A 24,976-nucleotide genomic window follows, 5' to 3' on the forward strand; every position below is an offset into this window, starting at 1 on the left:
TTCACTTTTGAAGATCTAATGTATGAAAGGATACATCCCTGTGATTAGAGAGCATCTATTAAATGAAATTGAAAAAAAAAGAGCAGAGCTGCTGCAAATTGTCATGGCGAACGGAATGACATCTCATATTACGATAGAACTCAGTCAGGAGCTTGACCATCTTCTCATACAATATCAAAAGCAGCGCCTTCGAGCAGTAGCGGGTGATGAATGATTGCAAAATAAAAAACCCGATAAAGGGTTTTTTATTTTATAACCATGTTTCTCTATATCATAATCTTTACGTATTATTTCGTTTGATTATTCATGGCTTTCATCATTTGATTGATTTTCTTTTGAGAAGGTTTCATTCCCATTTGCATCATCATCATGCGTAACATTTGTTCATTAATAGGCGGATTCTTTTTAAGGTAGCTCATCATATATTTACGAGCAATAAAAAACCCGAGTGCAACACCTATGAGCAGTGCAACAACGCCCACTAGGATGCCAACCCATAAAGTCATTTTATTTCCTCCTTCATGTTGTCTAGTTTAAAGTGTACTAAACCAAAAGCTATTATACAACATTTACATCTCTTTTTCTTCGGTTTTAGACAAAATTTCTTTCTTTCACCGGATTTAACCACCCATACCGCTTCGTATTGAAATCCATTGCGAGAAAGCAAGGGCTTACTTTGCGAAGAACTTCAAAAAATATCGTTTCCGCCTCGTAATCTCCGTTAGCTACAATTTCAATCATGTGTTCCCTCATCATAAAAGACGCTTGTCCCTTTGCTTTTGGCAGAGATAATCTATAAATATAATCCAGCTGTGTATAGTTTGTATTATTCAAATTCATTTTTAACCGCTGATGCATATGTAAAATCGGAATAGGTTTCGTAATATATTGAATTTGTTTCTCTGTCATTTCATACTGCTGCCTCGTCAGGCTTGTCCAATGATAGTCTTGAAACAGCTCAAACATAACCGATTCCCGCCCGAAATAGTGATTGGCAAATTCCTCTTTGATCAGGTACGTATAGTAGTGACGTTCCATCTTCTCATCCCCTTTTCCAGCAGCATTTCATTTGCATTCTATTATACAAAAGAAGAGAAGAAAGAATTGTCTATTACTGTTAATCAGCCAATACTATTTTTGTCGGATAAACAAGAAAAAGAGGATGATTTGACTCATCCCCTTTGAAAACCTTATTTATTGATTAATGCTTTAACTCGATCCACAACGTTTGCAACTGAGAAGCCGTATTCATTGATGATCGTTTCGCCAGGAGCGGAGGCACCGAATTTGTCAATGCCGAGCACGTCTCCTTCAAGCCCTGTGTATTTACCCCAGCCAAATGATGCGCCCATTTCAATCGCAAGACGTTTTCTCACATCTGACGGAAGCACGGAGTTTTTGTATTCATCAGATTGTTTCTCAAAACGATCTACTGAAGGCATGCTGACGACAGAAACATCAATATTTTCTTTCGCCAATTCAGCCTGTGCTTCAATTGCCAGACCAACCTCTGAGCCCGTCGCGATAAGAAGAGCGTCCGGTGTTTCGTTTTTAGACTTAGAAACAACATAAGCACCCTTTTCTACACCAGCCAATGCCTCTTCAGCTGTTTGGTCGATTGTAGGAAGGTTTTGGCGTGTCAATACGAGTGCCGTTGGATGATCTGTGCTCTGTACCGCAAGCTTCCATGCCGCTGCTGTCTCATTACCGTCTGCAGGGCGAATTAAAGAAAGGTTAGGCATTGCGCGTAAAGAAGCAAGCTGCTCAACCGGCTCATGAGTCGGCCCATCTTCACCGACCGCGATACTGTCGTGAGTAAAGACATATGTCACAGGAAGACCCATTAAGGCTGCAAGGCGAATCGCCGGACGCAAGTAATCAGAGAAGACAAAGAATGTTCCGCCGAATACACGAAGTCCGCCATGAAGCGCCATACCGTTTAAGGCTGCACCCATAGCAAATTCACGAACACCAAACCAGAAATTTTTGCCTGAGTAATCAAGCGCTGTATAATCACCGGAATTTTTAATCGTCGTTTTGTTTGACCCTGCTAAGTCTGCAGAACCACCGACAAAGAACGGAATTTTATTCGCAAGACCGTTTAGAACCTCACCTGAAGAGGCACGGGATGCCAGACTGCTTCCTTTTTCATAAACAGGCACCTCTTGATCCCAGTCTTTCGGAAGTTCTCCTTTGATAGCCAGTTCAAGCTGTTGAGCGAGTTCCGGATAAATTTCTTTATATTTAGCGAATTGGTCATTCCATTCCTGTTCCTTTTTCTCGCCGGATTCTTTTACTGTTTTTGCGAAATGCTCATATACTTCTGACGGAACGTAGAAATCTTCTTCATACGTCCATGCATAAGCTTCTTTTGTTAATTTACTTTCTTCTTTGCCAAGCGGAGCACCGTGAACACCGGAAGTGCCGGCACGGTTAGGGGAACCGAAACCAATTGTCGTTTTCACTTCAATTAATGTAGGTTTCTTGTCGTTTTGGCGTGCTTTTTCAATTGCGGCAGATAATTCTTCAATATTGTTTCCATCCTCAACGTAAAGAACTTCCCAGTTCATCGCCTCAAAACGCTGTTTTACGTTTTCAGAGAATGAACGATCCAGATCTCCATCCAATGAGATGTCATTTGAATCGTATAATACGATGAGACGGCCAAGCTGAAGATGGCCTGCAAGAGAAGCGGCTTCAGAAGAAATACCTTCCATTAAATCACCGTCACCGCAAATGCTGTATGTATAGTGATCGACTACATTGAATGAATCACGGTTGTAAGTTTCGGCTAAATGGCGTTCTGCAATAGCCATTCCGACCGCCATTGCGATTCCTTGCCCAAGCGGCCCTGTTGTTGCATCAACACCGGCTGTATGTCCGAATTCCGGATGTCCCGGTGTTTTGCTGCCCCACTGACGGAATCCCTTAAGATCTTCAATACTGAGATCATACCCGCTTAAATGAAGCATGCTGTATAAAAGTGCTGATCCGTGTCCCGCAGATAAAACAAAACGGTCGCGGTTAAACCACCCAGGGTTTGCCGGATTTACATTCATAAATTTTGTCCATAGCGTATATGCCATTGGCGCTGCCCCCATAGGCATGCCAGGGTGACCAGAGTTTGCTTTTTCAATAGCGTCTATTGATAGTGTGCGAATGGTAGCAACTGATTTCTTTTCAATTGTATCCATAAAAATCCCCTTCCTTATATGTTGTACCCTTTCATCATAAATGTCTGACGACTTTTTCTCAACTGTTTCAGCTTAAATTTGAGAGAAACTTGATGAATTTTGTCACCTGAAGATAGCCCTGCTGTTTGTAGTATATACAAAAGAGGAATACGATATTGCCGTATTCCTCTTATATTAATGGAGTCTGTTATTTTTTTTTTCTCTTTTTAACTTTTCAGGTGTTACGTCATTGCCTTCAGGATCAATGATTTTTACACTTTTTAATGTGTTTTTCATAGAAGAACGAAATCCTTTTAGGTATTCTTGACGGAGCTTTTGCTGCTCGGCTTTTTCTTCTTCTGTGATAACGCCAGCTTTAGCTTTTGCGGCAAGTTCATTGATTCTGGCAATTTTTTCGTTTGAAATCATGATAAACTCCTTTATTGCATTTTGTGTATATACTACTAAAACACGAGGAGTTTTACAACTGATTCACTCGCCTGTCTGCTCATTCTCTATGTATTCTTGAAAACGCCGATGGACTGTCGCCTTTGACACATCATAGCCAAAACCTCTCAACGTAGCCGCGATTTCAGCAAACGTCAGTTTATTCGCTCTCAACCGGACAATCTCCGAGATCGGAACTTCTATTCTATCTTTTCCGCTGTTTTCATGCTGGTTTTTCAGGTTCTTTTGAGGCTTAAAACCATTTTTTACTGCGCGTTTCATTCCGCGTTTAATTTTCATGTTGTGAATTTTTCTCTGGTATTCCTCCACAATACTGACGATTTCCAGCACCATAGAGTCAGCCTCCGATAACTCAAGTTCACCTCTGTGAGCTGTCGTAAATACTTTCACTCCTTCCCTGTAAATACAATGAAGAAGTGCAATTTTCGCGTTTCCCCGGCCGAGTCTTGTTTCATCCTGAACTAAAATCACATCAATATTTGAGTTCTTGATATGATCAAGCAAATCAAATACACCATCCCGGTCCATTTCATATCCGCTGGCTTTTTCAGAAATCACTTTGACGACTTCTATGCCGTTCTCAGCCGCAATGGCCGTAAGCTCCTCCTCCTGCCGCTTTAATGAGGTTTCTTGCTGTTCTTTATTTGTGCTTACGCGGGCATAAATGAGTGCTTTCACCTTTCTACCTTTCCTCTCTATTTAACAGTAGCCAGTTCGTATGCAGCCGGATGTTCCTTTTTTAATGGAATCACCAATTCATCTCCCGGCTGAAGTTCAGACGGCTGAAGATTATTTTTTTCAGCTACCCATTCAATAAAATCACTTTTATTTATCTTTTTTGAGTCAGCCACCTGGTCGGCAAGCGACCACAGCGTATCCCCCTGCTGAACTTTTATTTTAACATACTGGTTAAGCTCCTGGTCGCTGCTTGTATATGACAACAGAAGGATAACCACGCTTAGAATCACAGTGAACAGGCCGACAAAAATAATAGATTCTTTACTCATGATAACAACCTCCAACAAGAATGTTTGTTCGTATTTTTATAATTTCAGTATATACGAACAAACGTTTCTGTCAATTGTTTTTTCGAACCTATGTTTGTACTGTCAGGAAAATCATGCTATAATCTACTTAAAATCGACGTTTAGAGGTGCAAAAAATGACGAAGCTTTCAAAAAGGCAACTTGATATCCTCCGTTTTATTAAAGCAGAGGTTAAATCAAAAGGATATCCGCCTTCCGTTAGAGAGATCGGAGAGGCTGTCGGCCTTGCGTCCAGTTCAACTGTCCACGGCCATTTGGCCCGTTTGGAAACAAAAGGACTGATTAGACGCGATCCGACAAAACCAAGAGCGATAGAAATTCTGGATGAAGAAGTAGAGATTCCAAAGAGCCAAGTCGTTAATGTACCGGTAATCGGAAAAGTAACGGCCGGATCACCTATTACAGCGGTTGAAAACATTGAAGAATACTTCCCGCTTCCTGACCGTATGGTTCCTCCGGATGAGCATGTGTTTATGCTGGAGATTATGGGAGACAGTATGATTGACGCAGGTATACTTGATAAGGACTATGTTATTGTAAAACAGCAAAACACGGCGAATAACGGTGAAATCGTAGTGGCGATGACAGAAGATGATGAAGCTACGGTAAAACGTTTCTATAAAGAGGATACACACATTCGCCTACAGCCTGAAAATCCAACCATGGCTCCGATTATACTGCAGAATGTCAGCATATTAGGAAAAGTAATTGGTGTGTTCAGAACTGTCCATTAAACTATCAAACTATCAGGTACAAAGAATAAACCCCCTCTCCCTTTACGGAGTGGGGGTTTTGTTTTAAAAAAAAGCAGGTTCGCCCTGGCTTAGGTGCGAACCTGAATAGGAGGAAAAAGAACATCATGTTTACACCATAATTATCCATCATTTAATTGTTGAAGTCAAGAAATTTTCTTTCCTTAACGAAACTTTTTCTTTAAAAAATATTGTTTAAAAATGTAGTCGTTCCTATCTTATAAATGTTTCGATCTTGGACGTGAAAAGATTAGTTATACTCTGCTCTTTTATCATGAGCGAGATCAAAAAGAATATATTGAATATTTAGTACATAGTTTATTTAGTTAATTTATTCCACAAAAAAAGCTCACTGCTTTTCAATAAATGTGAGCATCAATCAAAAGTAAAATATTCTACACCATAGCGCCCTTTTACATGAACACTTCCACAGTTTGGGGAATGTTCTTCAGCTACTATTCGATACCGATGATACGGTTCAATGGAAACCTTATCTTGAGCGCTAAAATCAAACCAATTACCGGTGAATTGTTTGGCGGTTAACGTAGTGTAATTACCTGTAAGTCCCATTCGCTGAAGCTTAATGTCAACTGAACAAGTATTCACTCCTCGTATCGTAAACTGGTACCCTAAAAAATAGTCAATTGCCGGTATATCACCAATGTTTTCTACATAAAGCGCTTTTGTTTCATCATTTAGAATGAAATCGGTTTTATATTCATAATGTAAAGTTGCTGCATGAATCGTCCCGGTTCCAAAAACACTTAGCAAAACAGCTGTCATCAGCAAGATTTTATATCTCAAATGCAATCCCCCTCCTCTACCATATATTACCCCCAAAAGATAAATATGTATATCCTCTGTTGCTCAGTTTCCCGTACTTTTTCAATCAGAAAAATCCATATGGGTTTTAGCTTGCTTATAATATCGAAGTCTGTCTTGAAGATTTCCTGTATGGAATTCAAATTTATGGCCGTCAGGATCGGTGAAATAAATTGATTTTCGATCACGCTCATCTCGTTCTCTCCCAGGCAAAATAGTAACTTGAAGATCTTTTAATTTTGCGGACATTTCTTCAAACTTACTTTCCTCAATTGTAAAAGCGATATGGGTATATGAAGCCTTAATGTCATTTCTGGGAATGTCACGCTCTTCGTTGAGAGCCAGCCATATGCCGTTTAAATCAAAATATGCAGTGCTCCTTCCTTTGGCCAACAATTTAGCATCAAAGACATTTTGATAAAACTCGATGGATGTCAGTAAATCAGAAACAGAAAATAACAAGTGATTGATCCCTTTGATCTCCACTGTGTCTCCTCCTCAGTATTTATAGATAGCTGTTTAAAAACTTAAATATGGGACTTTCAATAATGCAATACAGTTATTGTGATAAAGACGTTTTTTTAGTAAAAGCGTATAATTCTTCAAATTTTTACTCAGCCCATTTCAAAAGATTGAAAGCTGGATTTTTATTTTCAGACGCTCATCCCCACCCTTATGTACGGGCGCTCCAGTCAGAAAGTTTCAATTCAACAGCAAAAAATACCAGTGTAAACAAAAGCAATTTGCTCAAAATAAACCATATTACTTAAGAAGGGAATGACCGTGATGAATAACTACGGCCTTCATGAAACGTTAGAATTGCACGAATTGCTTACGTTTAAACATCTTTGTTTGACAAAATCTTCAACCATGACGGGACTTGTACAAGATGAAGAATTAAAGAGTATTCTTGAACAGGATGCTCAAAAAACGAAACAGCAGGTTGCACGTTTGCAGGAATTGCTGTCAGTGAGAGGTGAACAAGCGTGAATGAGTTCTTTCAAAAATTAGCCGGAATGGGCAGCATGACCGAACAAGTAATCGCAACGGATTTTTTAATATCGGCAAAGACAGGCGTAAGGAATATTGCAGCTGCCATCACAGAATCTTCTTCCCCAGAAGTCAGAGAAACGCTGCAGCAATATTTACATGACGCGATTAATACCCATGAACAAATTTATCTTTATATGGTTGCAAAGGGTTTTTATCATTCTAAAGATTTAACTCAGCAAATAAGTGTCGATCTTGAGGCTGCAGATACCGCTAAAGATTTGCCTCAAATATAGGTGATCAAATGAAACATATTATCGCTCTTGCTTCTAAAACAGCTTTAACTCTTGCCCTATTGTATGTGATTTTGGATAGAGTTTACCATGCTTCCTTCTTAAGTGTGCTGTTTATAGCATTTTTCTTAAGCTTTGTAACATACCTTTCCGGTGACATCCTGATCTTGCCGAGAACCAGCAATGTGACAGCTTCACTGGCTGACTTCGGGCTTTCACTCGTTATTCTTTGGGTCTTTCTTGAAACGCAAACGAGAAACGGTTTCTCGCCGTTTGCAGCTGCTCTTATTGCTTCTGTCTGCCTGACTGTTTTTGAATATTTTTTTCACCGGTATTTGCTGAAAAATGTGTTGGATGAAACATTCAGAAACGAACTGACTGCTAAAGATAACACTTTGCAATATCAAACCGAGGCATCAGATGAATTGTTCCCTGAAGCCCCTGATCAGAAGGATGAAAAATAAGGAGGCGCAAAGCCTCCTTATTTTAATAACTGTTTTGCATAAAATGGGTCAACACTTCCGTAAAATCATAAAACCTTTCATTTTGAGTCGTGGATCTGCTTTTTAAAGAAAAGATGCCAAACAAAGATTCTCTAAAACCTGTACTCATCTCTAACTGGATGCTCAAACCGGTTTTTGATTTATTCGCTATATTGTTTGGACTTACGCCTGCATGCGGATGATCCGTACCAAGCAATTCAGCTGGAAAACCGGCTTTCTGCAGTTCTGAAACCAATTCTGCCGCTCTTGATCGGTCTGTTCCGCCGATTTGTATCTGTTGGTCCTCTCCTGCATACCCATGCAATGAAATGACATACTCATGACTTGCTACAAGTTTCAGTGCCTGAGGTTCATCAAAATGTGTGCTTGTTATATGCAGCACTGAATTTCCAGACGTCTTCAAACCTTCAAACAAATACATGGAATACTGTTGGCTGAGCTCTCTCGCTAATTCACTTGTGCCGCCTTCAATACCTCCCCCGTGAATAGCTAAAACAAGCACAGGGCTGCCGATTTCTTTTGTGACAATGCTGTAATCAGAAGGATCTTCGTTATTCTTTAATTCCTCGAAATTCTGATAGATATCCTCTGCACATACCGAAGAAACCGGAACAAACAACAAAAAAATTAACAACGATTTTACATTTTTTAAAGTTGATGGAAAACGTTTGACTATGTTACAATCAACATGCTTCAAGGAATGGAGCAAACGGCGGAGCAGGGATACTTTGGCCGGTTTCATCTACTCCGCCTCAAAACCAAAAACACAGGATGCTGGATTCTTTGAGGCTTTTGCACGAATTATCTCGTCCTCCTTGTTAAATTTTTGTTAAATTCACAATATTATATACCATTAGCCCGGGCGCTGTTCTTCACATTTATGAATTTATACTCTTTAGCAAAAAAGTAAGATCGCACCGGCTTTCCATTAAATAAAAAAATGCACCCGCCTGCTGGCTTGTGCACCTTTTACTTTCTGTTATTCCCGCGTTTCCTTACTTTGTTCAGCTTATTAATGTCTTTTTCAATTTTTCTTATACTCCGCTTTTGCGGAATGGCTTTTATTTCACTGTAAACAGCAATAAACCCGCTTAAAGTAACTGCTGCAATATAAACGAAACGGTGTTTGATAAAACGGACAACAAGATCATGGTCACCTGCTTCTTTTTCAAGCCTTTCGATCACATCTTTATCAAACAGCTGATCGACATAAACTTGCTTCATCCCCACTGCAAATCCCGCAGCCAGCCATACAATCAGAAATAAACTGATATACAACATAAAAACCCTTCCTTCCCCGTCTGTATGAGGTGCAGAATTAAAATGCGTCGGTCCATTGTTTGCCGGACGAGCAACTGTCAGATGAACGCTTGTCTTTGTTTTATATTCTTCATTTGGACGGGCAATATGTAATTTCATAATTAACAGTTAGAAATTGAATCCCAAACAGCCACATTTCGTGAACAGCTGTTAACCTGCTTGCACACGGAGCTTTTATAAGAAAGGTTTCAGATAATGGAAGCGGGCATGTCCCGATTCTTGTTCTAAGATAAATTCCTTCATCCCCAGCACCGCTTTTTCTCCGCCTGCTGGTCAGAATCAGGTTCTCTTTGTGATGATAAGGCTTTAAAACGCCTGTCATGTTACTGAAAGGAAGCGGCAGAGAAATATTCATGTACCCCTCTCCTTTTGAGCGATATACAGAATACAGCGCGGTGAAAATAGTTTCGTTTTTTTCATTTGTTCTGATCCAGGCACGCACCTTTTTTCTTCCGTCTTTTTTTGAATGGACACCTTTTATTGTACTGTGCATCCTATACCAGTCAGGGTTCGTTGACAGGTGTATTTGTCCGGTTCTTTTGCTGATGTATTCATACATTTTCGCAAAGGGCTGAAACCAAGTGCTCCACGTCACTTTTGCTTTTACCTCATAATCTTTCGTCTGTTCATAAAAAGAAACAATCAACAGTTTCAAATGCTCCGGTGAAAAATCGTTTGAACGAAGGCTTCTCATATCATCCACAAGTCCGCTATATTGAATGTTATTCTCAGCGTGAATGTTGTGCAAAAAGTTCTTTCCGATTGTTCTCTTTCCGTATATTCGGCTGAAAACCTTGGCACTCGCATCCGAGGGCTGAGGATTTTCTTTTCTCCATCCTGCTAGAGCCGGCAAAATGACACCGAATGCGTTCACGACACCGTGTATCCAAATCATTTGGCTGATGGTCAGCGTGACTTCTTGCCGAAATACACCGAACGAGTAAACCAAAGAGAAACAGATCGTTATCATTAAAACGAGAGAAGACATTCGGATAAGCACTTTGCCTGTCTTACTGCGAAAAGCTGTCTTAAATATTAAGTATGAGTTGAGATAAAGTGCCGCCATATAGATACCAACCGCCAAGATATCAAGTGTTTTTGAGTATGTTATTCCGAGTGCGATAAGGAGCGGCGACAGTAAAATAATCCATGTCCCCCAACCGTACATAACCCGTTTTTCTCTATGGACTCTGCCAAGTAAACCATTAAAGATCGGGATAAGAAAAGCAGAATAGTGAAAATGAACAGCTGTGAGCAAAATAATGAGAGGACCGAAGTGCAGGATTTGTAAATGTGCAGCATAGGCAAAAAACCAAAATCCCCCTCCTCCCAAATAAACGAGTCCACATAAGATAGATGTTTCCTCTATTCTATGTATTTTTGTTTTCGAAAGCCGTAACATACCATACAGAGCCAACAAAGCAGTGTATATCCACCAGATCAGTGCAAAATACCCTACATCTGTCACAAGGGCTAATACCGCGAAAACAGCTGCTGCAGGATAGATGTGCATCAATAATTTTTCCAAAGATCGAATAGACCTGTGAACCGATTGATAAAAAACAAAAGGAAAAATTCCCGGCACAAAAAAGAGAATGGAAAACAAGACAAGTGCCTCCGCAACTGATATGTCGGGAGCTTCAGATGCAAGAAACCAGATGAAACAAAGCGCATGAATGATGCCGTGTCGTTTTAACATACTTCTCCCTCTGTTTCCTGAAATGTCCCTTTATAATAAAAAAGAGTGCCAAGAATTGCATTTTCCACATGAACTTGAATCGTGAAGCAGTTGTTGCTTTCATCAAACGTTTCGCAAACAGTGGAATTACCGCTCAGCCATTTTGGCAAAGGAATCCTTTTCCCGCATATTAATAGCCATTGCTTTCCTGATGTAATGTGGAGAGACCCGTCAGAGAGTGCTTCAAAAGTTAAAACGGACAGCAAAATATGAGGTTGGCCGAAAAAATCAAGTATTCGTTTTTCACTTTCGTCGTATACCATAACTGCATCAAAGAAACGCTTCTTATCTTTAAAGACAAAAGTCCGATTCCATTCAACCCCCGTATGTTCTTGCTCCGTAAGACATGTTCTATTTTTAATTGTAAAAGGGATGTCCTTTCCTCTCTCTGAAAAGAAACATCTAAAAAACACCCCGCACTTCAGCAGCATTCTGACCAAAAAAGAACCTCCGCTTATTTCTGACATCGTTCCTCTTCCGCTGAATGTATGTGACCGGTCTAATTGATAACGTTTCTGCAGCTTGGGATGTAATAGATGATAATTTATAATTGTTTTTTTATACATTGAACTCACCATTTCACTTCTTTCTTTTTTCGTTCCGTATGCCGAGCGCTTGGAAGCCGGAGACTGATCAAGCCGCTTGCCGCAGTAACCACACTTAATAATAAAGAACATATTCCGGCATCCAGAAAAGCGTAGACAGCAAAGATACAGGCCTGCACAGCATGAAGTATCCATTTTCTCTTTAATGGACTCAGCCATAAAATGCCCAAAACTATTATCGCTGCTCTTGCCATGTTGTTCGTTTCACGATCTGCAAATCCGTGGTAAAACCAAAACAGACTAAAAAACAAGCACGTCAGCATATAGACAAACGCATAACGGATCAATTGTTTCGGATGTTTATTTTGTTCAATCCAAAGTCCCAATGAATCAAAACTCCATGCTGTTGCCCAGCCCATCAGCGGCCGAAATAATAAACGGTCAATCCATCTTCCCAGAAAGCCATATGCCGTTTCATATTGATACTGCGTCATAAAGGTAAGCTTCCCGTTATCATGCTGTATGTATTTCCAATACCCGCTGCCTTTTTTAATCAGGGATAACGGATGGTTGGAGGAAAAGACCAGGGAGGATACTCTTTGAGAGGAATGCAACTTCGTTCCCGCGGTTTCCCCAGCACCTGACACCTTTAATCCAAAGCCAATTCTTGTCTCGTAAAGAAACCTCTGCGGTTCATTTACGCCTCTATGCAAATACGTAATGTCAGAAAACCGCAGATTCCATTCCTTATGTAGCGATGGGTTTTGCGTATATTCCCAAAGCTTGTCCAGGTCAGATGTCATCTCGATTTCTACATAAATCGGCTTCTGTTTCACAGCCCTCCCCCCTTCTTTTCAAGAAGTTCCTATATTCATATAGATAGGATAAAAATATGTTATCACTAAAATCTGAGTTCAAAGCCTTCTACATCATCTGAAACCTCCACAGGTATCCCCATAATGGTTTTAGGTTTGGAAACGCAAACAAAACGCATCTCTTCTTTTAGCTGCTGAAATGCGCTTTCATTAACTGCAATTTTGGCCGGTTTTCCCGGACTATTATCAATGGCCGCTTTAATTTTACCGAGCATGCAGAACCCTCCTATTTACAATCTCATCAAGTTAGAAAAAGCAGAGATATCAGCAAAATTACATTAACAACAGCCAAAATGCCTGAAATATATGCTATGCTCTTCCTTTTTCTCCAGAAAAACAGCACATTGGCAAATAACACAACGCTGATCAGTGCATCAAATACCCGCCATGCTAATTGATTTAAAAGAAATCTTTGTTCAAAAAAGCCTATTGCAGCCACACAAATAATGAAGAATGAAAAGATGATAATATATACTTTCCACTCTCTTGCTGTATTTTCGTATTTTCGCATGAGACTTCCACTGCCTTTCATCAATCAATATAACAATAAAAGGATACTCAATTCAATTTTAATCGTGGAATTTATCTATTGAAACACTTGCCGACAACAGGTTCAGCATCATTTATACACACTATGGATATGATTTCGTTAGATGATATAAAATTTGCGTGAAAGTCTAAATTGAATAATGAGGAGAAATATATGGATATCAAGAGAATACATTATGGGATATTACGAAACATATAACATTAGAGGGGCCTATTCAAAACATTTAGGAGACAGTCTCAACTTCATTCGGCATAGCCAAGTGGATTATGCCGAATGATTTTCAGCTGCAGGAAGGATATAAATTTCGCTTACACACCATTTGGACCATCTCCTTGCAAAGTTTGGACGGTTCATGCCCCCGGCGAGCTTTCTTTTGAATGGGATACCGCTGGATGAATTGCTACATTTCAATTAACAGACATAGGGAAAAAACAGAATTTACTCTCATCCTCAGCGGATGGAAAAAGCCGAACGAAATGATTGGTAAAGCTCGGGATAAGATGGATGACTGCTGGACAGGCATGGTGAATCCTTCGCATGGCGGTTCAAGAGTGAGATATTTCACTCCTCATACAGTATAAAAAGAGAGAGTCCCTCTCTCTTTTACTCTGACAAACTTATATTCCCTGTACTGTATCTCTCAAATCAATCGTAAAACGTCACTGTTTTTGATTTACCAGAGTAATCAGTAACAAAGAATTCTGCCTTGTTATTGCTTCCATCTACAAATTTTCCTATACTGCTAAAGGTATGACATTCTCCGGGTGAAAAATAATTAGAGCCCACATATTCATCGGGGTTGTCACCAGGATCATCCTCATATAGGTGCAGCGATACAGAGAAAGGTGTACTTCCTGAAAGACAAACTCTAAAATCGCCTCCGCTCGAGTATACCGTCGGACTTGAATAAGTATAGGTGTAAGTTCCAAGCTTATCCCACTCTCCGGCTCCAGTAGTTCCCGCTTTTTCTGCATGTGCCGATAATGGAAAAACCGCAGCGAACATGAAAACAGACAGGTATCCTATTAGCTTGTTGAATCTCTTCATTACGATCTCTCCCTTATGATAATCATAGCAAGTTACAGTTATATTTGTATCACCCCCTTTAAATAAAATCGCAGGTATGTGTAAGGCATTGGAAGCTTCATACGTTTTTATCATCAGCATTTTTTCCTGAAGAAACCACATCATTCTCCATTCGCCTTTGTTTACAAAACATTCAAAACAGACGTATTCTCATTTGAACCGCCATCTTTTATAATTTGTTAGTAAGGTTGTACTTCAAACAGGAGGAGGAAAAATATCATGGAATTAAGCGTCACAAAAATGTTAGTTATTTTATTTGTAGGCTTTTTAGTGTTTGGTCCTGATAAGCTGCCTGCGCTTGGCCGGGCCGCTGGAAAAGCCTTAACAGAATTTAAAAAAGCGACCAGCGGATTGACTTAAGACATAAGAAATAGTGGTTCAGAACACAAAGAAGACAAGCAAATGTAAGATAAAATGATTTGGCGGCCGATGAACATCGGCTTTTTATATTGATTTGTTTCTGCGCGATCCCTCAGTTTTCCTCTGATTACCCTCAATTTTTTTTGGACAGCCCTTTTTTGAGTTTGTGATTTAAACTGTCCAATCCGTAAAATCTAACTTCCATATAATAAAGCGTATGATCATAAAAGGAGGGGTATTTATGGGTTATTTCAAAAAATATAAAGAAGAGTATTATACGGTTAAAAAAACGTATTACAAGAAGTATTACGACTATGACAAAAAATATTCTGATCACCATGACAAAAAAGATTATTACTGTGATTATGACAAAAAACATTATGATCACGACAAAAAAGACTATGACTACGTTGTAGAGTATAAAAAACGTAAGAAACACTGCTAATACTCCATTTAATCTCCTCAATTTTGCTTCCCCGGTCAATGGCCGGGGGTTTTTTTGCAGAAAAAACTAAGCTTCAATGTCTATATGAATCATAGGTCTAATGTTATTTGCTCCTTAATGCCGATTTTTTAATAAAAATTGAATATTTAGTACATAGTTTAATTAGTTTTATTATAGATCTATGGTGTCAATTTATAAACATAACCCATTCATAAACATGAGATTTTAACGATTTTGTCGATTTATCTTAATAAAAGAAGTTCCAAAATAAGGTATAATAATTGCGAAACCACTTTTAAAAGGGGGAATTTTGTTGAAAAAAGTATTGATTGCAGGTGCAGTAGGAACATCTATTCTTTTCGGAACCATTTCTTCAGGTGTTCCAGGTCTTCCAGGAGCAGACACTCAAGTAGCAAAAGCGGCTTCCCAGCTGCCTAAGGGAATCGGCGGACGCGCCTACCTGAACAGCACAGGCGCTGTTTTCACGGCTAAAATTAAGCTTCCCGACACAGTGAACATCCAAGACTCTGTCTCTACCCCTTATATTTATTCAGGCTTTAGCGCAAAAAACGGAACTGAAGCAGATATTGGTCTTCAGTACAGCAAACAATACAACGTATGGAAACCGCTCATGAAAGTCGGTTCTAAAAATGATGAAACATATATCGAAGGAAAAGAGAAATTCACTTACAATAAAGGGTTTCGTCCCGGAAGCACAGTGCAAATGACGATCTACAAAAACTTGAACGGGAATACTCGCATGACCCTCTGGGGAACGAACAATGATGGCTATACCGGACGTATTATCATGGAAATCCAAGGAACGAACATTGGCACTCTATCGAAATGGAAAACACTTGCCACCGCTGCGGTTTCAACTGAAAGCCAGCGCTCTGCCATTAAAGCAACTTTTTCAACAACTTTTAACAATATTACAATCGACAATAAAGCAGTGACACCTGTCGTAGATACACAGGATTTTGCAAAAGTCCTCCCTTCTGGAAATAACGTTACGATTTCTGTTAATAAATAAAGAAGCATCAAAAGGCCGCTGGCAATGCCGGCGGCCTTTTTTTATTGTATAACCTGAAAAATAAATCCACATTAACTTACACTGACTAAAATGATCACTCCAATAATGATGTCCTCATTTACCGCAATTTCTCCTTACGATCTAAGATTTGTTAATTAAAAATTTCTTGTTTAACTCAAAAGCTATTAAAATGTTGAAAATGCAGATGGGAAATATAAACCGAATAGGTAAAGTGTATTCAAGTCTGTTAAGGAGTTGGGGTTCCATAAGCGTAGGAATCTGAGCCACTGGTTTTATAGACATAAGTAACCTCCTACTTTCCATCTGATTTCTTGTTCATGACTTACATTTCTTGAAAACTAATGGATTTAAAAGGAATTCTAGCTACAAATACAGAATTGGAAAGATAAGCGCAAAAGGTGCTACAGTAAACTTTAACTGCAATACTGATAACTGCGCTTATATTAAAAGAAAGAGGTGTCTTTAGAATGGTTCACTTTAATAACTACCCTGATCCTACTCTAAACGCCAAATCTGAGTCACACCCGGAGTATACATCTGACATTGAACATCTCAAGACGAGAATGCAAAATCTTATTAAGCATTCTGTAACAGAACAAAACGTCGAAGTTACTGACGCTCGGGTCATGGCTGAAGGAGAGATCACCTCTCTTTTAAAAGAACGTCTTGACAAAGAATACCATAAGCTTTTAAGCAAAATCACGCGGGAAGTAAATGTGGAAGACTTCGGAGCTGTTCCCGATGGACGAGACAATACAGAAGCTTTTCGAAAAGCAATCGGGAATGGCCGCGTCAAAGTATATGTTCCTGCCGGCGAATATCTGGTTCAAGGGATTAAACTTCCGTCCTGGACAACAATTGTAGGGCAAGGTAAAGGAATTACCGTAATTAAACTTCATGAAGACACTCCCGCTCATGAATGGGTAATCACAAATGATGATTACCAAAATGGGAACCGAAATATTTTTGTTAAAGGAATGTCATTAGACTGGAATCCAAATAGACAATGCGGTGTGAAAAATCCTGGTGGTCAATTCTCCAGCTGTTTAACTTTTGCTAAAGTTGAATATGGATGGATTAGAGATGTGGAAGCCATTAACGCAGGCCTTCACGGTATTGATATTACATCCCCAACGTACGATCATTTACCTGATACCGACTGGACTAAAGACGGCTCAAAATATATTTGGATTGATAACTGTGTGGCATATGGTTCAGGAGATGACGGCATTACTACCCATTATAGTGAATACATCTTTATTTCAAATTGCCATTCCGGTAATCCGCGAGGAACGGAGTTTGCAGAGGGTGTATCCAACTCCAACGGTATAGAAATCGACGATGGGTCTAAGCATGTGTGGCTTTTGAATAACTTTACAAGCGGAAACATTCGTGGAGTAGAGGTTAAAGCGCATGCAATGTGGCCTGCCTCTCAAAATGTCCATATCATCGGCCATGTTTCTTATCGTGATGTCCGGGCATTTGATCTTCGTCATATTGGTCATCATCAAGCCACAGATCCTGAAAGCACAACGGCTTATGATGTCACACTTATTGATTGTTCAGCAATTGAACCGGTGTTCAACTCTCTTTATGAAACTGTCACGCCAAGAGCGCTAGTTGTTTCAGCATATAAAAACGTTAATGTAAGCGGATTCACAGCAATTGGTGATCCCGACTATGACTATAAGGAAAATCCTGTCGTAGCATTGCAATACCGCAGTCAGAATATCACCCTTAACGGTATAAAAATTCGCGGATTTAAAAAAGCCGGTGTTGATATTCATTTATCAGGCGGGTCAAATAAGACTGATTATATTAAAATTTCAAACTTCGATATTTATCAATCTGCTCCAAAAGGAATTTCAATCGGTGGCGGTCTCTATAATGTGAATATACTAAACGGTACAATGATTGCTGATAACGGAGCAATCGGAATTCAGTCTCCAAATAACCAGACCGTTATTCTCGGTGTTCAGGCAGAAGGTTATAGTGCGGCAGTCTCCATTAAAGGTCAAACCTACCAGCATGTACCCATTAATTTAAAAGGTGGCGCACAGCTTGCAACAACCTCTGGCTTCGCCTTTAACCAAACGAGCGCAGTTATCGCTGGTACCGGAGACATTACGGCGAAGGGAGAAAGAAATGCGGTCATCGGCGCTTCCGGAGGCTCTAGCACAGAAGGCTCTCGGGCATTAATCGCTTCTTCAAACAATGCCCATATTAAAGGAAACAATGTTTCAAGAACAATATTGTCTTCTGAAAGTATTATACTGGAAGAACCCTACACCGTGGCAGGAGGCCATCAATCATTGAAATGGCTTCTTGACTCAGTTGGAGGAAACGGGACATTTGCAGGAGCGATCAGTTCTTCCTTAAATGGATATGGAGAGTATTTTGAGAGTTCAACTGGGCAGTTAATCCATACAGGTACAATCGTAACTTTAAGAGGTGAAAAAATAGCGCCCGCCCACGTGGGAGATTACATGCTTGGAGTTATTTCGGAAACAGCAGCTTTCATTTCAGGAGCATCCAGCTTCGTCTGGCAGGACCGTTATTTGACTAATGAGTTTGGCGGATTCATTTATGAAGATATGACCGACAAGGAAACCGGTGAATTGATACGTGTGCCAAAACAAAATCCAGAATATGATACAGTGCTGGAGACCGCTTATCATTCACGAGCTGTAAGGGACGAATGGCATGTGGTTGGACTGATGGGACAGCATTATGTACGTATTGACGAAACTGTGAGTCAAGGAGACTTTCTTACTGCGCGTAATGGCATAGGAACAAAAGCATCTGAAGGAACCTGGAAAGTAATGAAAATCACTACCGCTTACACTCCAAAAAAAGGGTATGGCATCGCACTCACCATCATTAGATAGTGCCTATCTGGGACAAGTTCTTTGTACTGGTGAGAGATTAGATGATATCTGTTTTTTTCATCTTCTGCTGGTTTAATATCAAGCTTTTTCAAGCTATAATAGCCCAAGATTCAGGCTCATTTTTCTTGAAAACTTGGGCTTCATGACCACTTCAATAGAAATCAAAATATGTAACAAACTAAAATACAACAATTTTATAGACATCCTTGTCATGTACGCATAAAACTAATTAGAGCATTAAAATGATTCCATGCATTCTAATTAAGGTTTTGTTCCTATTCCCTTCTTCCACTGATACTATCCAATACAAGATACTTACCTTTTTTATACATTTCATTTTCAACGTTGAATGTATCCGTATCTCTTTTTCCCTCAGTTCTTTTATTCAAATAATTCGTTCATCACTTGCTGCATCACAATCCCCTTTTTGATTTTCATATGCCAATCCAGTACAATATTCAAAAACCAAAAGGATGATGAACATGTGTGGCAGATTCACCTTATTCTCAGCATTTGAAGACATCATTGAGCAATTCAACATAGATCACTTCTTGCCTGAAGACGAATATCACCCAAGCTATAATATCGCGCCGTCACAAAACATTCTTACTATTATTAATGATGACTCAAGCAACCGCCTTGGAAAATTAAGATGGGGTCTCATTCCTCCTTGGGCTAAAGATGAAAAGATCGGTTATAAAATGATCAATGCTCGTGCTGAAACATTGGCCGAGAAACCCAGCTTTCGAAAGCCACTTGTAAGTAAACGTTGTATCATCCCAGCTGACAGTTTTTATGAATGGAAACGCCTTGATCCAAAAACTAAGATTCCTATGAGAATCAAGCTGAAATCATCCAATCTTTTCGCTTTTGCCGGCCTATACGAAAAATGGAATACACCTGAAGGTCATCCGCTCTACACTTGCACAATCATTACGACAAAACCTAATGAGCTTATGGAGGACATCCATGATCGAATGCCGGTTATATTGAGTTGCGAACATGAGAAAGAATGGCTGAACCCTAAAAATACAGATCCCGATTATCTCAAAAGCTTACTGCTGCCATATGATGATGACATGGAAGCATACCAGGTTTCATCATTCGTTAACTCACCTAAAAACAATTCACCTGAGCTTATTGAACCCCATTAAGCACCGCTGCCAGATTGCTTTATATATCACCTTCGGCCTAAGCTTTATAAAACGAACGTGTACATGATCAAAAAACAATCCCTTATGTGCCATGCGTTATTTTTAGACCAATGGTTCAGTTATCCGCACAATTTTTAAATTGAATCGATTAAAGATATTGAGCATTTCTCTGTAATGAGAAATGCTTTTTTCTTGCCCACAGTGAAAAAGATAGCTCTAAAACAACAAGAAAATCATTTATTTCAATATTTTTTTATTGTAAAACGATAAATAATGTGCTACATTCAAATCGACAATATTAGGTGAGGTGCTTTTTATGAAACGAGGATCAACACTCTTTTTAAGGATAGCTGTTATTCTGATTGGAATTCCAGTTCTTGCTTTGTGCATATTTTTGGTGCCAGAGATAGCGAACTTTGCAGCGGAATTGTATCCAGATATTTCTTATCTAAAATATCTCGTTTATATCGATTTGTATGCAGCGGCAATACCTTTTTATTTCGCTCTGTATCAAGCCTTTACACTTTTAAGCTATATTGACCGGAATAAAGCTTTCTCGGAATTATCAGTAAGAGCTTTAAAGAAAATAAAATACAGTGCAATCACAATCAGTCTTTTACTTGTGGCAGGCATGCCACTCTTCTATCTCATCGCGGAGATGGACGACGCTCCAGGTATCATACTAATCGGATTGGTCCTTATTTTTGCCTCAATGGTTATCGCAGTCTTTGCTGCTGTTCTCCAAAGGCTTTTGCAAGAAGCTATAGATATAAAATCAGAAAATGATTTAACAGTCTGAGGTGAAAACAATGGCAATTATAATCAATATTGATGTGATGCTGGCTAAAAGGAAAATGAGCGTAACGGAACTGTCCGAGAAGGTTGGAATCACGATGGCTAATCTTTCTATATTGAAAAATGGAAAGGCAAAGGCCATTCGATTATCAACTTTAGAGGCGATTTGTAAGGCTTTAGAATGTCAACCAGGAGATATATTGGAATACCAGAGTGATGAAGACACCCATGATTAATAAAGCAGGAATCATTATGAATGGAAAAGATAATGACTCGGCGGTGATTCTATGCACATAACCCTAAGTCTATTTAGCTAACTTTGGAGGCAAAAATTCATGAAAGCATTTAAACAGCTCATTTTTTTTGGCTGGGAGCAGGCCCTATCATGTCTGTTTCCTGTCGTTATTTTTGCCTCTTTGGCAATTACACAAATCATACCGCTTCCCTTCCTGCCACGGTATGACTGGCTGCTCATCATCTGCCTCTTCATGCAATTGTGGATGGTATATTCTGGACTTGAAACTCAGGATGAATTAAAGGTAATCACAATGTTCCACCTGATTGGACTTGCTCTTGAACTTTTCAAGGTACATATGGGCTCCTGGTCTTATCCAGAGCAGGGATATTCCAAAATTTTTGGAGTGCCTTTGTATAGCGGCTTCATGTACGCAAGTGTAGCCAGTTATCTTTGCCAGGCATGGAGAAGGCTTAAGGTTGAACTGGTTAAGTGGCCGCCGTTTTGGGCCGTGGTACCTCTTGCCGCTGCGATTTATTTGAATTTTTTCATCCACCATTATTGGATTGACGTCCGCTTTTGGTTATCCGGACTAGTCATGATCGTCTTTTGGCAATCATGGGTCACATACGAGGTGAATGGAACTCGTTATCGTATGCCACTCGCCCTTTCATTTATGCTCATCGGATTTTTTATATGGATAGCCGAAAATATCGCAACGTTTTTTGGGGCTTGGGAATACCCAAACCAAACCGATGCATGGAGTCTTGTTCATCTAGGAAAAGTGAGTTCATGGCTCTTGTTAGTGATTGTCAGCTTTCTTATAGTCGCAACGTTAAAACAAGTGAAGGGGAAAAATTCCACCAGGGTAGATACTAGTCCATTTTTATAATTGTTAAGAATCTTCTTTTATAAAAGTCGGATCCTACATAGTAAGGAATTGGCATACGAAATTCTGAATAAGATAAACTGTAAAAAGCAACGTTTCAATTGTTGCTTTTTTCTTTATAAATAGCTGCCGGAAAAATAGAGGGCTATTTCAGTAAGATTTCTACCAGGCAGTAATGATTTAATCAACATCAGCTCTCGTTTAGAGAGCTCAGTCGTTTGGACTTAATCTTATGTCTTTCTAACTCAACCTCCCATAAAGGAAGTCGTCAGGTTGAATAAGGTGAATGAATAGCTTATGTCATTTAACGCTCGGCATTTATTTCTTTTGGAAGCTGTGATGGCGCTTTGGGAACTTTTCGCAGTTTGTTATTGATGACATCAGAGGAATAAAGCGTAACAATCATACTTCCCTTATTTCGTTTGGCCCGAATTAAAACCGGTTGGTTATATTGATTATGAAAGCGAAAGTCAGGGCCTCCCCAGCTTACGGTGGCATCACGTCCGGACGGCACATATGGTACGCTTCTTGTATGAGAATAGCGCTGAACGATTTGCAGCCCCGCGCGATCGACAGCATTAAATAAAGTTGATGACACCTGACAAATTCCCCCACCTATACCTTCGGACAACTCACCCTTTACAATAATAGGCGCTCGCATGTATCCTTTATCCTGCGTTCTCATCCCAACAACTTGATTAAAAGAAAACGTCTCATTTGGAAAAACAACATGATTGTCAATTGCTTGTGCAGAAAGGGAAATATTGTGTGAACGGCTTTTATTGCTTGAATTAAAATAAGTTACATACTGGCCTAGCTGCTGCGTACTGATGTGAGCAAGCAACTCGCTGTCAACTTTCGGATAAATGTTCAATTCCGGCACTTCTATTTTGGATGGGCCATGACCAAAGAAATAGGCATAAAATTTCTCCTTAAACGCTTGTTGATAAAGTCTGTAACCCATTTTCCCCGGGATGATGATTCCTTGATCGTTAAGCTTGGCGTTTATGGGCTCCCGGTAAATCTGTTGATCAAGCCGTTTGATGAACTTACGGTATTTTTCATGATCAATCATTGGGGTACTGGGAAGAGGCATCGTAAAATCTTCGCGGTGAACAGTAGCAATCGTCCGTCCTTGTTGTGTGATTGTTAAACTGTCAGATGGCTCGCTGGGCTGAGCTAATAATAAAAGGCCGGTGATCCAAATTTGTATCATAAGTCGGCACCTCCCGACAATTAGTATGAGCAGGAGCTTATCCTTTGATGTATTTCAACTTATCATAGCGTTCTCAAGCGCTTGGTCTTTGTATGAACACAAAAGTCAAAGCAAACAATCAGTGCCTTCGCTAAGAAAGCTTGAACAATTGTAATTGCAGTTCTTTTGCTTAAGAGAGTTTAGTCAATGTCTGCTTCAGCATCCACCATATCTCTTCACTACCCATTGGCTGACATCAAAACAAACGTCAGAATCATGGGCACTATTTTTATTTAGCTGTACTATCTGATCCTCGGTCACCGTATCGATCCTCATCTCTTTACAAACCTTATGTATCAGTTGCTCGAAGTAAATAAAATCAAAATTGAACAATCCGCAAAAAAAGAATTAAAAACGAGAGTACTGACAGCTTCGGCCGTCGGTTAGCATCTACTCGTTAGATGAAGTGTTTGCTGTTGAATGATTTCAGTTAAGGTTGAATAAAATCAAATTGAAAGCATCCAACCATTGATATTAAGAATTTATTGAACGGTTAAATGCGCTATATACTACTCTATAAGAAGGAAGGAAGCGTCGATGACAAAGCTTTGCCGAGAAGTTTGGATCGAAGTAAATCTTGATGCCATAAAAAAAAATGTGCGAGCAATACGCCATCATATACCAAAAAAGAGCAAAATTATGGCTGTCGTGAAAGCGAACGGTTATGGTCATGGGTCAGTAGAAGTGGCGCGACATGCACTGGAACACGGGGCGAGTGAGCTCGCTGTGGCCAGCGTGGAGGAAGGAATCGTTTTACGAAAAGCGGGAATTACAGCACCTATCCTTGTGCTTGGTTTTACATCCCTTAGTTGTGTGAAAAAGTCAGCAGCTTGGAATATAGAATTATCAGCATTTCAGGTTGATTGGATTAAAAAAGCTAACAGAATATTGGAAAACGAAGAGAGTAATAGTCGTTTGGGTATTCATATAAATGTGGATACTGGGATGGGTCGATTAGGTGTACGCACAAAAGAAAAGCTTTTAGCAGTAGTGGAAGCATTAACAGAAAGTAAATTCCTAAGATGGTCAGGTATCTTTACACATTTTTCTACAGCTGATGAAGCTGACACCACACTAACTAAGCTACAGCATGAAAAATTCATCAATTTTCTCAGCTTTCTAAAGAACCGCGGCATTGAACTGCCCACCGTGCACATGAGCAACACGGCTGCAGCTATCGCTTTTCCTGAATATAGTGCTGATATGATTCGTTTAGGTATCGGTTTATATGGTTTATATCCTTCAGACTATATCAAACAACTAAACCTCGTTAAGCTCGAACCTGCATTAAGTTTAAAGGCGCGCATCGCTTATGTGAAAACCATGCGGACAGAACCCCGAACCATTAGTTATGGTGCTACATACATCGCAGAACCCGAAGAAGTCATTGCTACACTCCCGGTCGGCTATGCTGACGGTTATTCTCGCGCACTTTCCAATCGCGGGTTTGTTCTTCATCGCGGAAAACGAGTGCCGGTGGTGGGAAGAGTGACAATGGATATGATCATGGTTAGTTTAGGAGAGAGTGAAGGCAAACAAGGAGAGGAAGTTGTGATTTACGGTCATCAAAAGGGAGCTGAGATTCCCGTTGATGAAGTTGCTGAAATGCTTAATACGATCAACTATGAAGTGGTGTCTACATTAAGCCGCCGTGTCCCCCGTTTTTATATAAGAGATGGCGAAATTTTCAAGGTATCAACTCCAGTAATGTACGTGTAGATTTTTTCTTTCATTTTTTTC

Annotated in this window: 31 protein-coding genes and 1 pseudogene; 15 read left to right on the plus strand and 17 right to left on the minus strand. The window is 39.7% G+C overall.

The window, feature by feature from the left end:
• Nucleotides 1-40 precede the first annotated feature (40 nt).
• Complete coding sequence (gene ynzD, locus NST16_RS08330) at nucleotides 41-214, plus strand: aspartyl-phosphate phosphatase YnzD (protein WP_024121579.1); 174 nt, start codon at nucleotides 41-43, stop codon at nucleotides 212-214.
• A gap of 73 nt (nucleotides 215-287) precedes the next feature.
• Here the strand turns inward: ynzD and NST16_RS08335 are convergent, their stop codons facing one another.
• The 6 genes from NST16_RS08335 to yneA form a co-directional block, all read right to left on the minus strand.
• Nucleotides 288-506, minus strand: coding sequence for a YneF family protein (locus NST16_RS08335; RefSeq protein WP_003221221.1), 219 nt, complete (start codon nucleotides 504-506; stop codon nucleotides 288-290).
• 85 nt (nucleotides 507-591) lie between these two features.
• Nucleotides 592-1,038 carry a sporulation inhibitor of replication protein SirA gene (gene sirA / locus NST16_RS08340; RefSeq protein WP_029441408.1) on the minus strand — a complete coding sequence of 149 codons (447 nt, stop codon included), beginning with the start codon at nucleotides 1,036-1,038 and terminating at the stop codon, nucleotides 592-594.
• A gap of 152 nt (nucleotides 1,039-1,190) precedes the next feature.
• Nucleotides 1,191-3,194, minus strand: a complete 2,004-nt coding sequence (gene tkt / locus NST16_RS08345) for a transketolase (RefSeq protein ID WP_268451162.1) — start codon at nucleotides 3,192-3,194, stop codon at nucleotides 1,191-1,193.
• A 174-nt stretch (nucleotides 3,195-3,368) separates the two neighbouring features.
• The gene (locus NST16_RS08350; RefSeq protein ID WP_029441406.1) at nucleotides 3,369-3,602 is read right to left on the minus strand and encodes a DUF896 domain-containing protein; all 234 of its coding nucleotides are present in this window, start codon (nucleotides 3,600-3,602) and stop codon (nucleotides 3,369-3,371) included.
• Between the two features lie 63 nt (nucleotides 3,603-3,665).
• A complete protein-coding gene (locus tag NST16_RS08355; RefSeq protein ID WP_010334407.1) occupies nucleotides 3,666-4,319 on the minus strand; it encodes a YneB family resolvase-like protein in 654 nt (217 codons plus the stop codon).
• 17 nt (nucleotides 4,320-4,336) lie between these two features.
• Nucleotides 4,337-4,648 (minus strand): cell division suppressor protein YneA, encoded by a 312-nt coding sequence (gene yneA / locus NST16_RS08360; RefSeq protein ID WP_168747943.1) that lies wholly within the window; start codon nucleotides 4,646-4,648, stop codon nucleotides 4,337-4,339.
• Between the two features lie 155 nt (nucleotides 4,649-4,803).
• Between yneA and lexA the strand changes: the two genes are divergently transcribed.
• On the plus strand, nucleotides 4,804-5,421 hold the full coding sequence (gene lexA / locus NST16_RS08365) for a transcriptional repressor LexA (protein ID WP_010334405.1): 618 nt from the start codon (nucleotides 4,804-4,806) through the stop codon (nucleotides 5,419-5,421).
• A gap of 393 nt (nucleotides 5,422-5,814) precedes the next feature.
• Here the strand turns inward: lexA and NST16_RS08370 are convergent, their stop codons facing one another.
• Both NST16_RS08370 and fosB read right to left on the minus strand, forming a co-directional pair.
• Entirely contained in the window at nucleotides 5,815-6,243 is a 429-nt protein-coding gene (locus tag NST16_RS08370) for a hypothetical protein (protein ID WP_340885627.1), read from the minus strand.
• An 81-nt stretch (nucleotides 6,244-6,324) separates the two neighbouring features.
• On the minus strand, nucleotides 6,325-6,747 hold the full coding sequence (gene fosB / locus NST16_RS08375; protein WP_340885630.1) for a metallothiol transferase FosB: 423 nt from the start codon (nucleotides 6,745-6,747) through the stop codon (nucleotides 6,325-6,327).
• A gap of 300 nt (nucleotides 6,748-7,047) precedes the next feature.
• Here fosB and NST16_RS08380 point away from each other — a divergent pair, with 300 nt between their 5' ends.
• Genes NST16_RS08380 through NST16_RS08390 form a run of 3 tightly spaced genes read left to right on the plus strand, consistent with a single transcriptional unit; the run spans nucleotide 7,048 to nucleotide 8,008 of the window.
• On the plus strand, nucleotides 7,048-7,251 hold the full coding sequence (locus tag NST16_RS08380) for a DUF892 family protein (protein WP_340888323.1): 204 nt from the start codon (nucleotides 7,048-7,050) through the stop codon (nucleotides 7,249-7,251).
• Nucleotides 7,248-7,547, plus strand: a complete 300-nt coding sequence (locus NST16_RS08385) for a spore coat protein (RefSeq protein WP_340885632.1) — start codon at nucleotides 7,248-7,250, stop codon at nucleotides 7,545-7,547. Before NST16_RS08380 ends, NST16_RS08385 begins: the two co-directional genes overlap by 4 nt.
• Nucleotides 7,548-7,555: 8 nt before the next feature.
• The gene (locus NST16_RS08390; protein WP_268451161.1) at nucleotides 7,556-8,008 is read left to right on the plus strand and encodes a YndM family protein; all 453 of its coding nucleotides are present in this window, start codon (nucleotides 7,556-7,558) and stop codon (nucleotides 8,006-8,008) included.
• Between the two features lie 22 nt (nucleotides 8,009-8,030).
• Here the strand turns inward: NST16_RS08390 and NST16_RS08395 are convergent, their stop codons facing one another.
• The 7 genes from NST16_RS08395 to NST16_RS08425 all read right to left on the minus strand — a co-directional run bounded on the left by NST16_RS08395 (nucleotide 8,031) and on the right by NST16_RS08425 (nucleotide 13,036).
• The gene (locus NST16_RS08395) at nucleotides 8,031-8,789 is read right to left on the minus strand and encodes a poly-gamma-glutamate hydrolase family protein (RefSeq protein WP_340885636.1); all 759 of its coding nucleotides are present in this window, start codon (nucleotides 8,787-8,789) and stop codon (nucleotides 8,031-8,033) included.
• 227 nt (nucleotides 8,790-9,016) lie between these two features.
• On the minus strand, nucleotides 9,017-9,328 hold the full coding sequence (locus tag NST16_RS08400; RefSeq protein WP_026014714.1) for a hypothetical protein: 312 nt from the start codon (nucleotides 9,326-9,328) through the stop codon (nucleotides 9,017-9,019).
• Nucleotides 9,329-9,437: 109 nt separating this feature from the next.
• A complete protein-coding gene (locus NST16_RS08405) occupies nucleotides 9,438-11,066 on the minus strand; it encodes a YndJ family protein (RefSeq protein ID WP_340885641.1) in 1,629 nt (542 codons plus the stop codon).
• Nucleotides 11,060-11,680, minus strand: a complete 621-nt coding sequence (locus tag NST16_RS08410; RefSeq protein ID WP_340888325.1) for a DUF4166 domain-containing protein — start codon at nucleotides 11,678-11,680, stop codon at nucleotides 11,060-11,062. Before NST16_RS08410 ends, NST16_RS08405 begins: the two co-directional genes overlap by 7 nt.
• Entirely contained in the window at nucleotides 11,677-12,486 is an 810-nt protein-coding gene (locus NST16_RS08415) for a hypothetical protein (protein ID WP_340885644.1), read from the minus strand. The genes NST16_RS08410 and NST16_RS08415 overlap by 4 nt, the downstream gene beginning before the upstream one ends.
• Before the next feature lie 65 nt (nucleotides 12,487-12,551).
• Nucleotides 12,552-12,740 (minus strand): hypothetical protein, encoded by a 189-nt coding sequence (locus NST16_RS08420; RefSeq protein ID WP_010334394.1) that lies wholly within the window; start codon nucleotides 12,738-12,740, stop codon nucleotides 12,552-12,554.
• A 26-nt stretch (nucleotides 12,741-12,766) separates the two neighbouring features.
• Nucleotides 12,767-13,036, minus strand: coding sequence for a hypothetical protein (locus NST16_RS08425; protein WP_010334393.1), 270 nt, complete (start codon nucleotides 13,034-13,036; stop codon nucleotides 12,767-12,769).
• 188 nt (nucleotides 13,037-13,224) lie between these two features.
• Here NST16_RS08425 and NST16_RS08430 point away from each other — a divergent pair.
• A pseudogene (locus NST16_RS08430) lies at nucleotides 13,225-13,656 on the plus strand (SRPBCC family protein).
• A gap of 64 nt (nucleotides 13,657-13,720) precedes the next feature.
• Here NST16_RS08430 and NST16_RS08435 read toward each other — a convergent pair.
• A complete protein-coding gene (locus NST16_RS08435; protein ID WP_168749435.1) occupies nucleotides 13,721-14,122 on the minus strand; it encodes a hypothetical protein in 402 nt (133 codons plus the stop codon).
• A 258-nt stretch (nucleotides 14,123-14,380) separates the two neighbouring features.
• On the opposite strand from NST16_RS08435, the gene NST16_RS08440 reads away from it, so the two are divergent.
• The 8 genes from NST16_RS08440 (at nucleotide 14,381) to NST16_RS08475 (ending at nucleotide 21,984) form a co-directional block, all read left to right on the plus strand.
• Nucleotides 14,381-14,521, plus strand: a complete 141-nt coding sequence (locus tag NST16_RS08440; RefSeq protein ID WP_340885648.1) for a twin-arginine translocase TatA/TatE family subunit — start codon at nucleotides 14,381-14,383, stop codon at nucleotides 14,519-14,521.
• A gap of 241 nt (nucleotides 14,522-14,762) precedes the next feature.
• On the plus strand, nucleotides 14,763-14,966 hold the full coding sequence (gene cotC / locus NST16_RS08445; protein WP_168747932.1) for a spore coat protein CotC: 204 nt from the start codon (nucleotides 14,763-14,765) through the stop codon (nucleotides 14,964-14,966).
• A 310-nt stretch (nucleotides 14,967-15,276) separates the two neighbouring features.
• On the plus strand, nucleotides 15,277-15,999 hold the full coding sequence (locus NST16_RS08450) for a YrpD family protein (protein ID WP_340885654.1): 723 nt from the start codon (nucleotides 15,277-15,279) through the stop codon (nucleotides 15,997-15,999).
• Nucleotides 16,000-16,487: 488 nt separating this feature from the next.
• On the plus strand, nucleotides 16,488-18,908 hold the full coding sequence (locus NST16_RS08455; protein ID WP_340885657.1) for a peptidase G2 autoproteolytic cleavage domain-containing protein: 2,421 nt from the start codon (nucleotides 16,488-16,490) through the stop codon (nucleotides 18,906-18,908).
• A 482-nt stretch (nucleotides 18,909-19,390) separates the two neighbouring features.
• Nucleotides 19,391-20,062, plus strand: coding sequence for an SOS response-associated peptidase (locus tag NST16_RS08460; protein WP_340885660.1), 672 nt, complete (start codon nucleotides 19,391-19,393; stop codon nucleotides 20,060-20,062).
• Nucleotides 20,063-20,378: 316 nt separating this feature from the next.
• On the plus strand, nucleotides 20,379-20,861 hold the full coding sequence (locus NST16_RS08465) for a DUF2975 domain-containing protein (RefSeq protein ID WP_168747928.1): 483 nt from the start codon (nucleotides 20,379-20,381) through the stop codon (nucleotides 20,859-20,861).
• A 10-nt stretch (nucleotides 20,862-20,871) separates the two neighbouring features.
• On the plus strand, nucleotides 20,872-21,093 hold the full coding sequence (locus NST16_RS08470; protein ID WP_229147484.1) for a helix-turn-helix domain-containing protein: 222 nt from the start codon (nucleotides 20,872-20,874) through the stop codon (nucleotides 21,091-21,093).
• A gap of 99 nt (nucleotides 21,094-21,192) precedes the next feature.
• Nucleotides 21,193-21,984: a DUF817 domain-containing protein gene (locus NST16_RS08475; RefSeq protein WP_168747926.1), complete on the plus strand. Its 792-nt coding sequence runs from the start codon at nucleotides 21,193-21,195 to the stop codon at nucleotides 21,982-21,984.
• A gap of 301 nt (nucleotides 21,985-22,285) precedes the next feature.
• Here the strand turns inward: NST16_RS08475 and NST16_RS08480 are convergent, their stop codons facing one another.
• Entirely contained in the window at nucleotides 22,286-23,197 is a 912-nt protein-coding gene (locus tag NST16_RS08480) for a VanW family protein (RefSeq protein WP_340885666.1), read from the minus strand.
• Between the two features lie 576 nt (nucleotides 23,198-23,773).
• On the opposite strand from NST16_RS08480, the gene alr reads away from it, so the two are divergent.
• Nucleotides 23,774-24,955 (plus strand): alanine racemase, encoded by a 1,182-nt coding sequence (alr, locus tag NST16_RS08485; RefSeq protein WP_326217469.1) that lies wholly within the window; start codon nucleotides 23,774-23,776, stop codon nucleotides 24,953-24,955.
• Nucleotides 24,956-24,976: the final 21 nt, after the last annotated feature.

The organism is Bacillus sp. FSL K6-1005, assembly GCF_038000225.1.
Taxonomy (GTDB): Bacteria; Bacillota; Bacilli; order Bacillales; family Bacillaceae; genus Bacillus; species Bacillus mojavensis.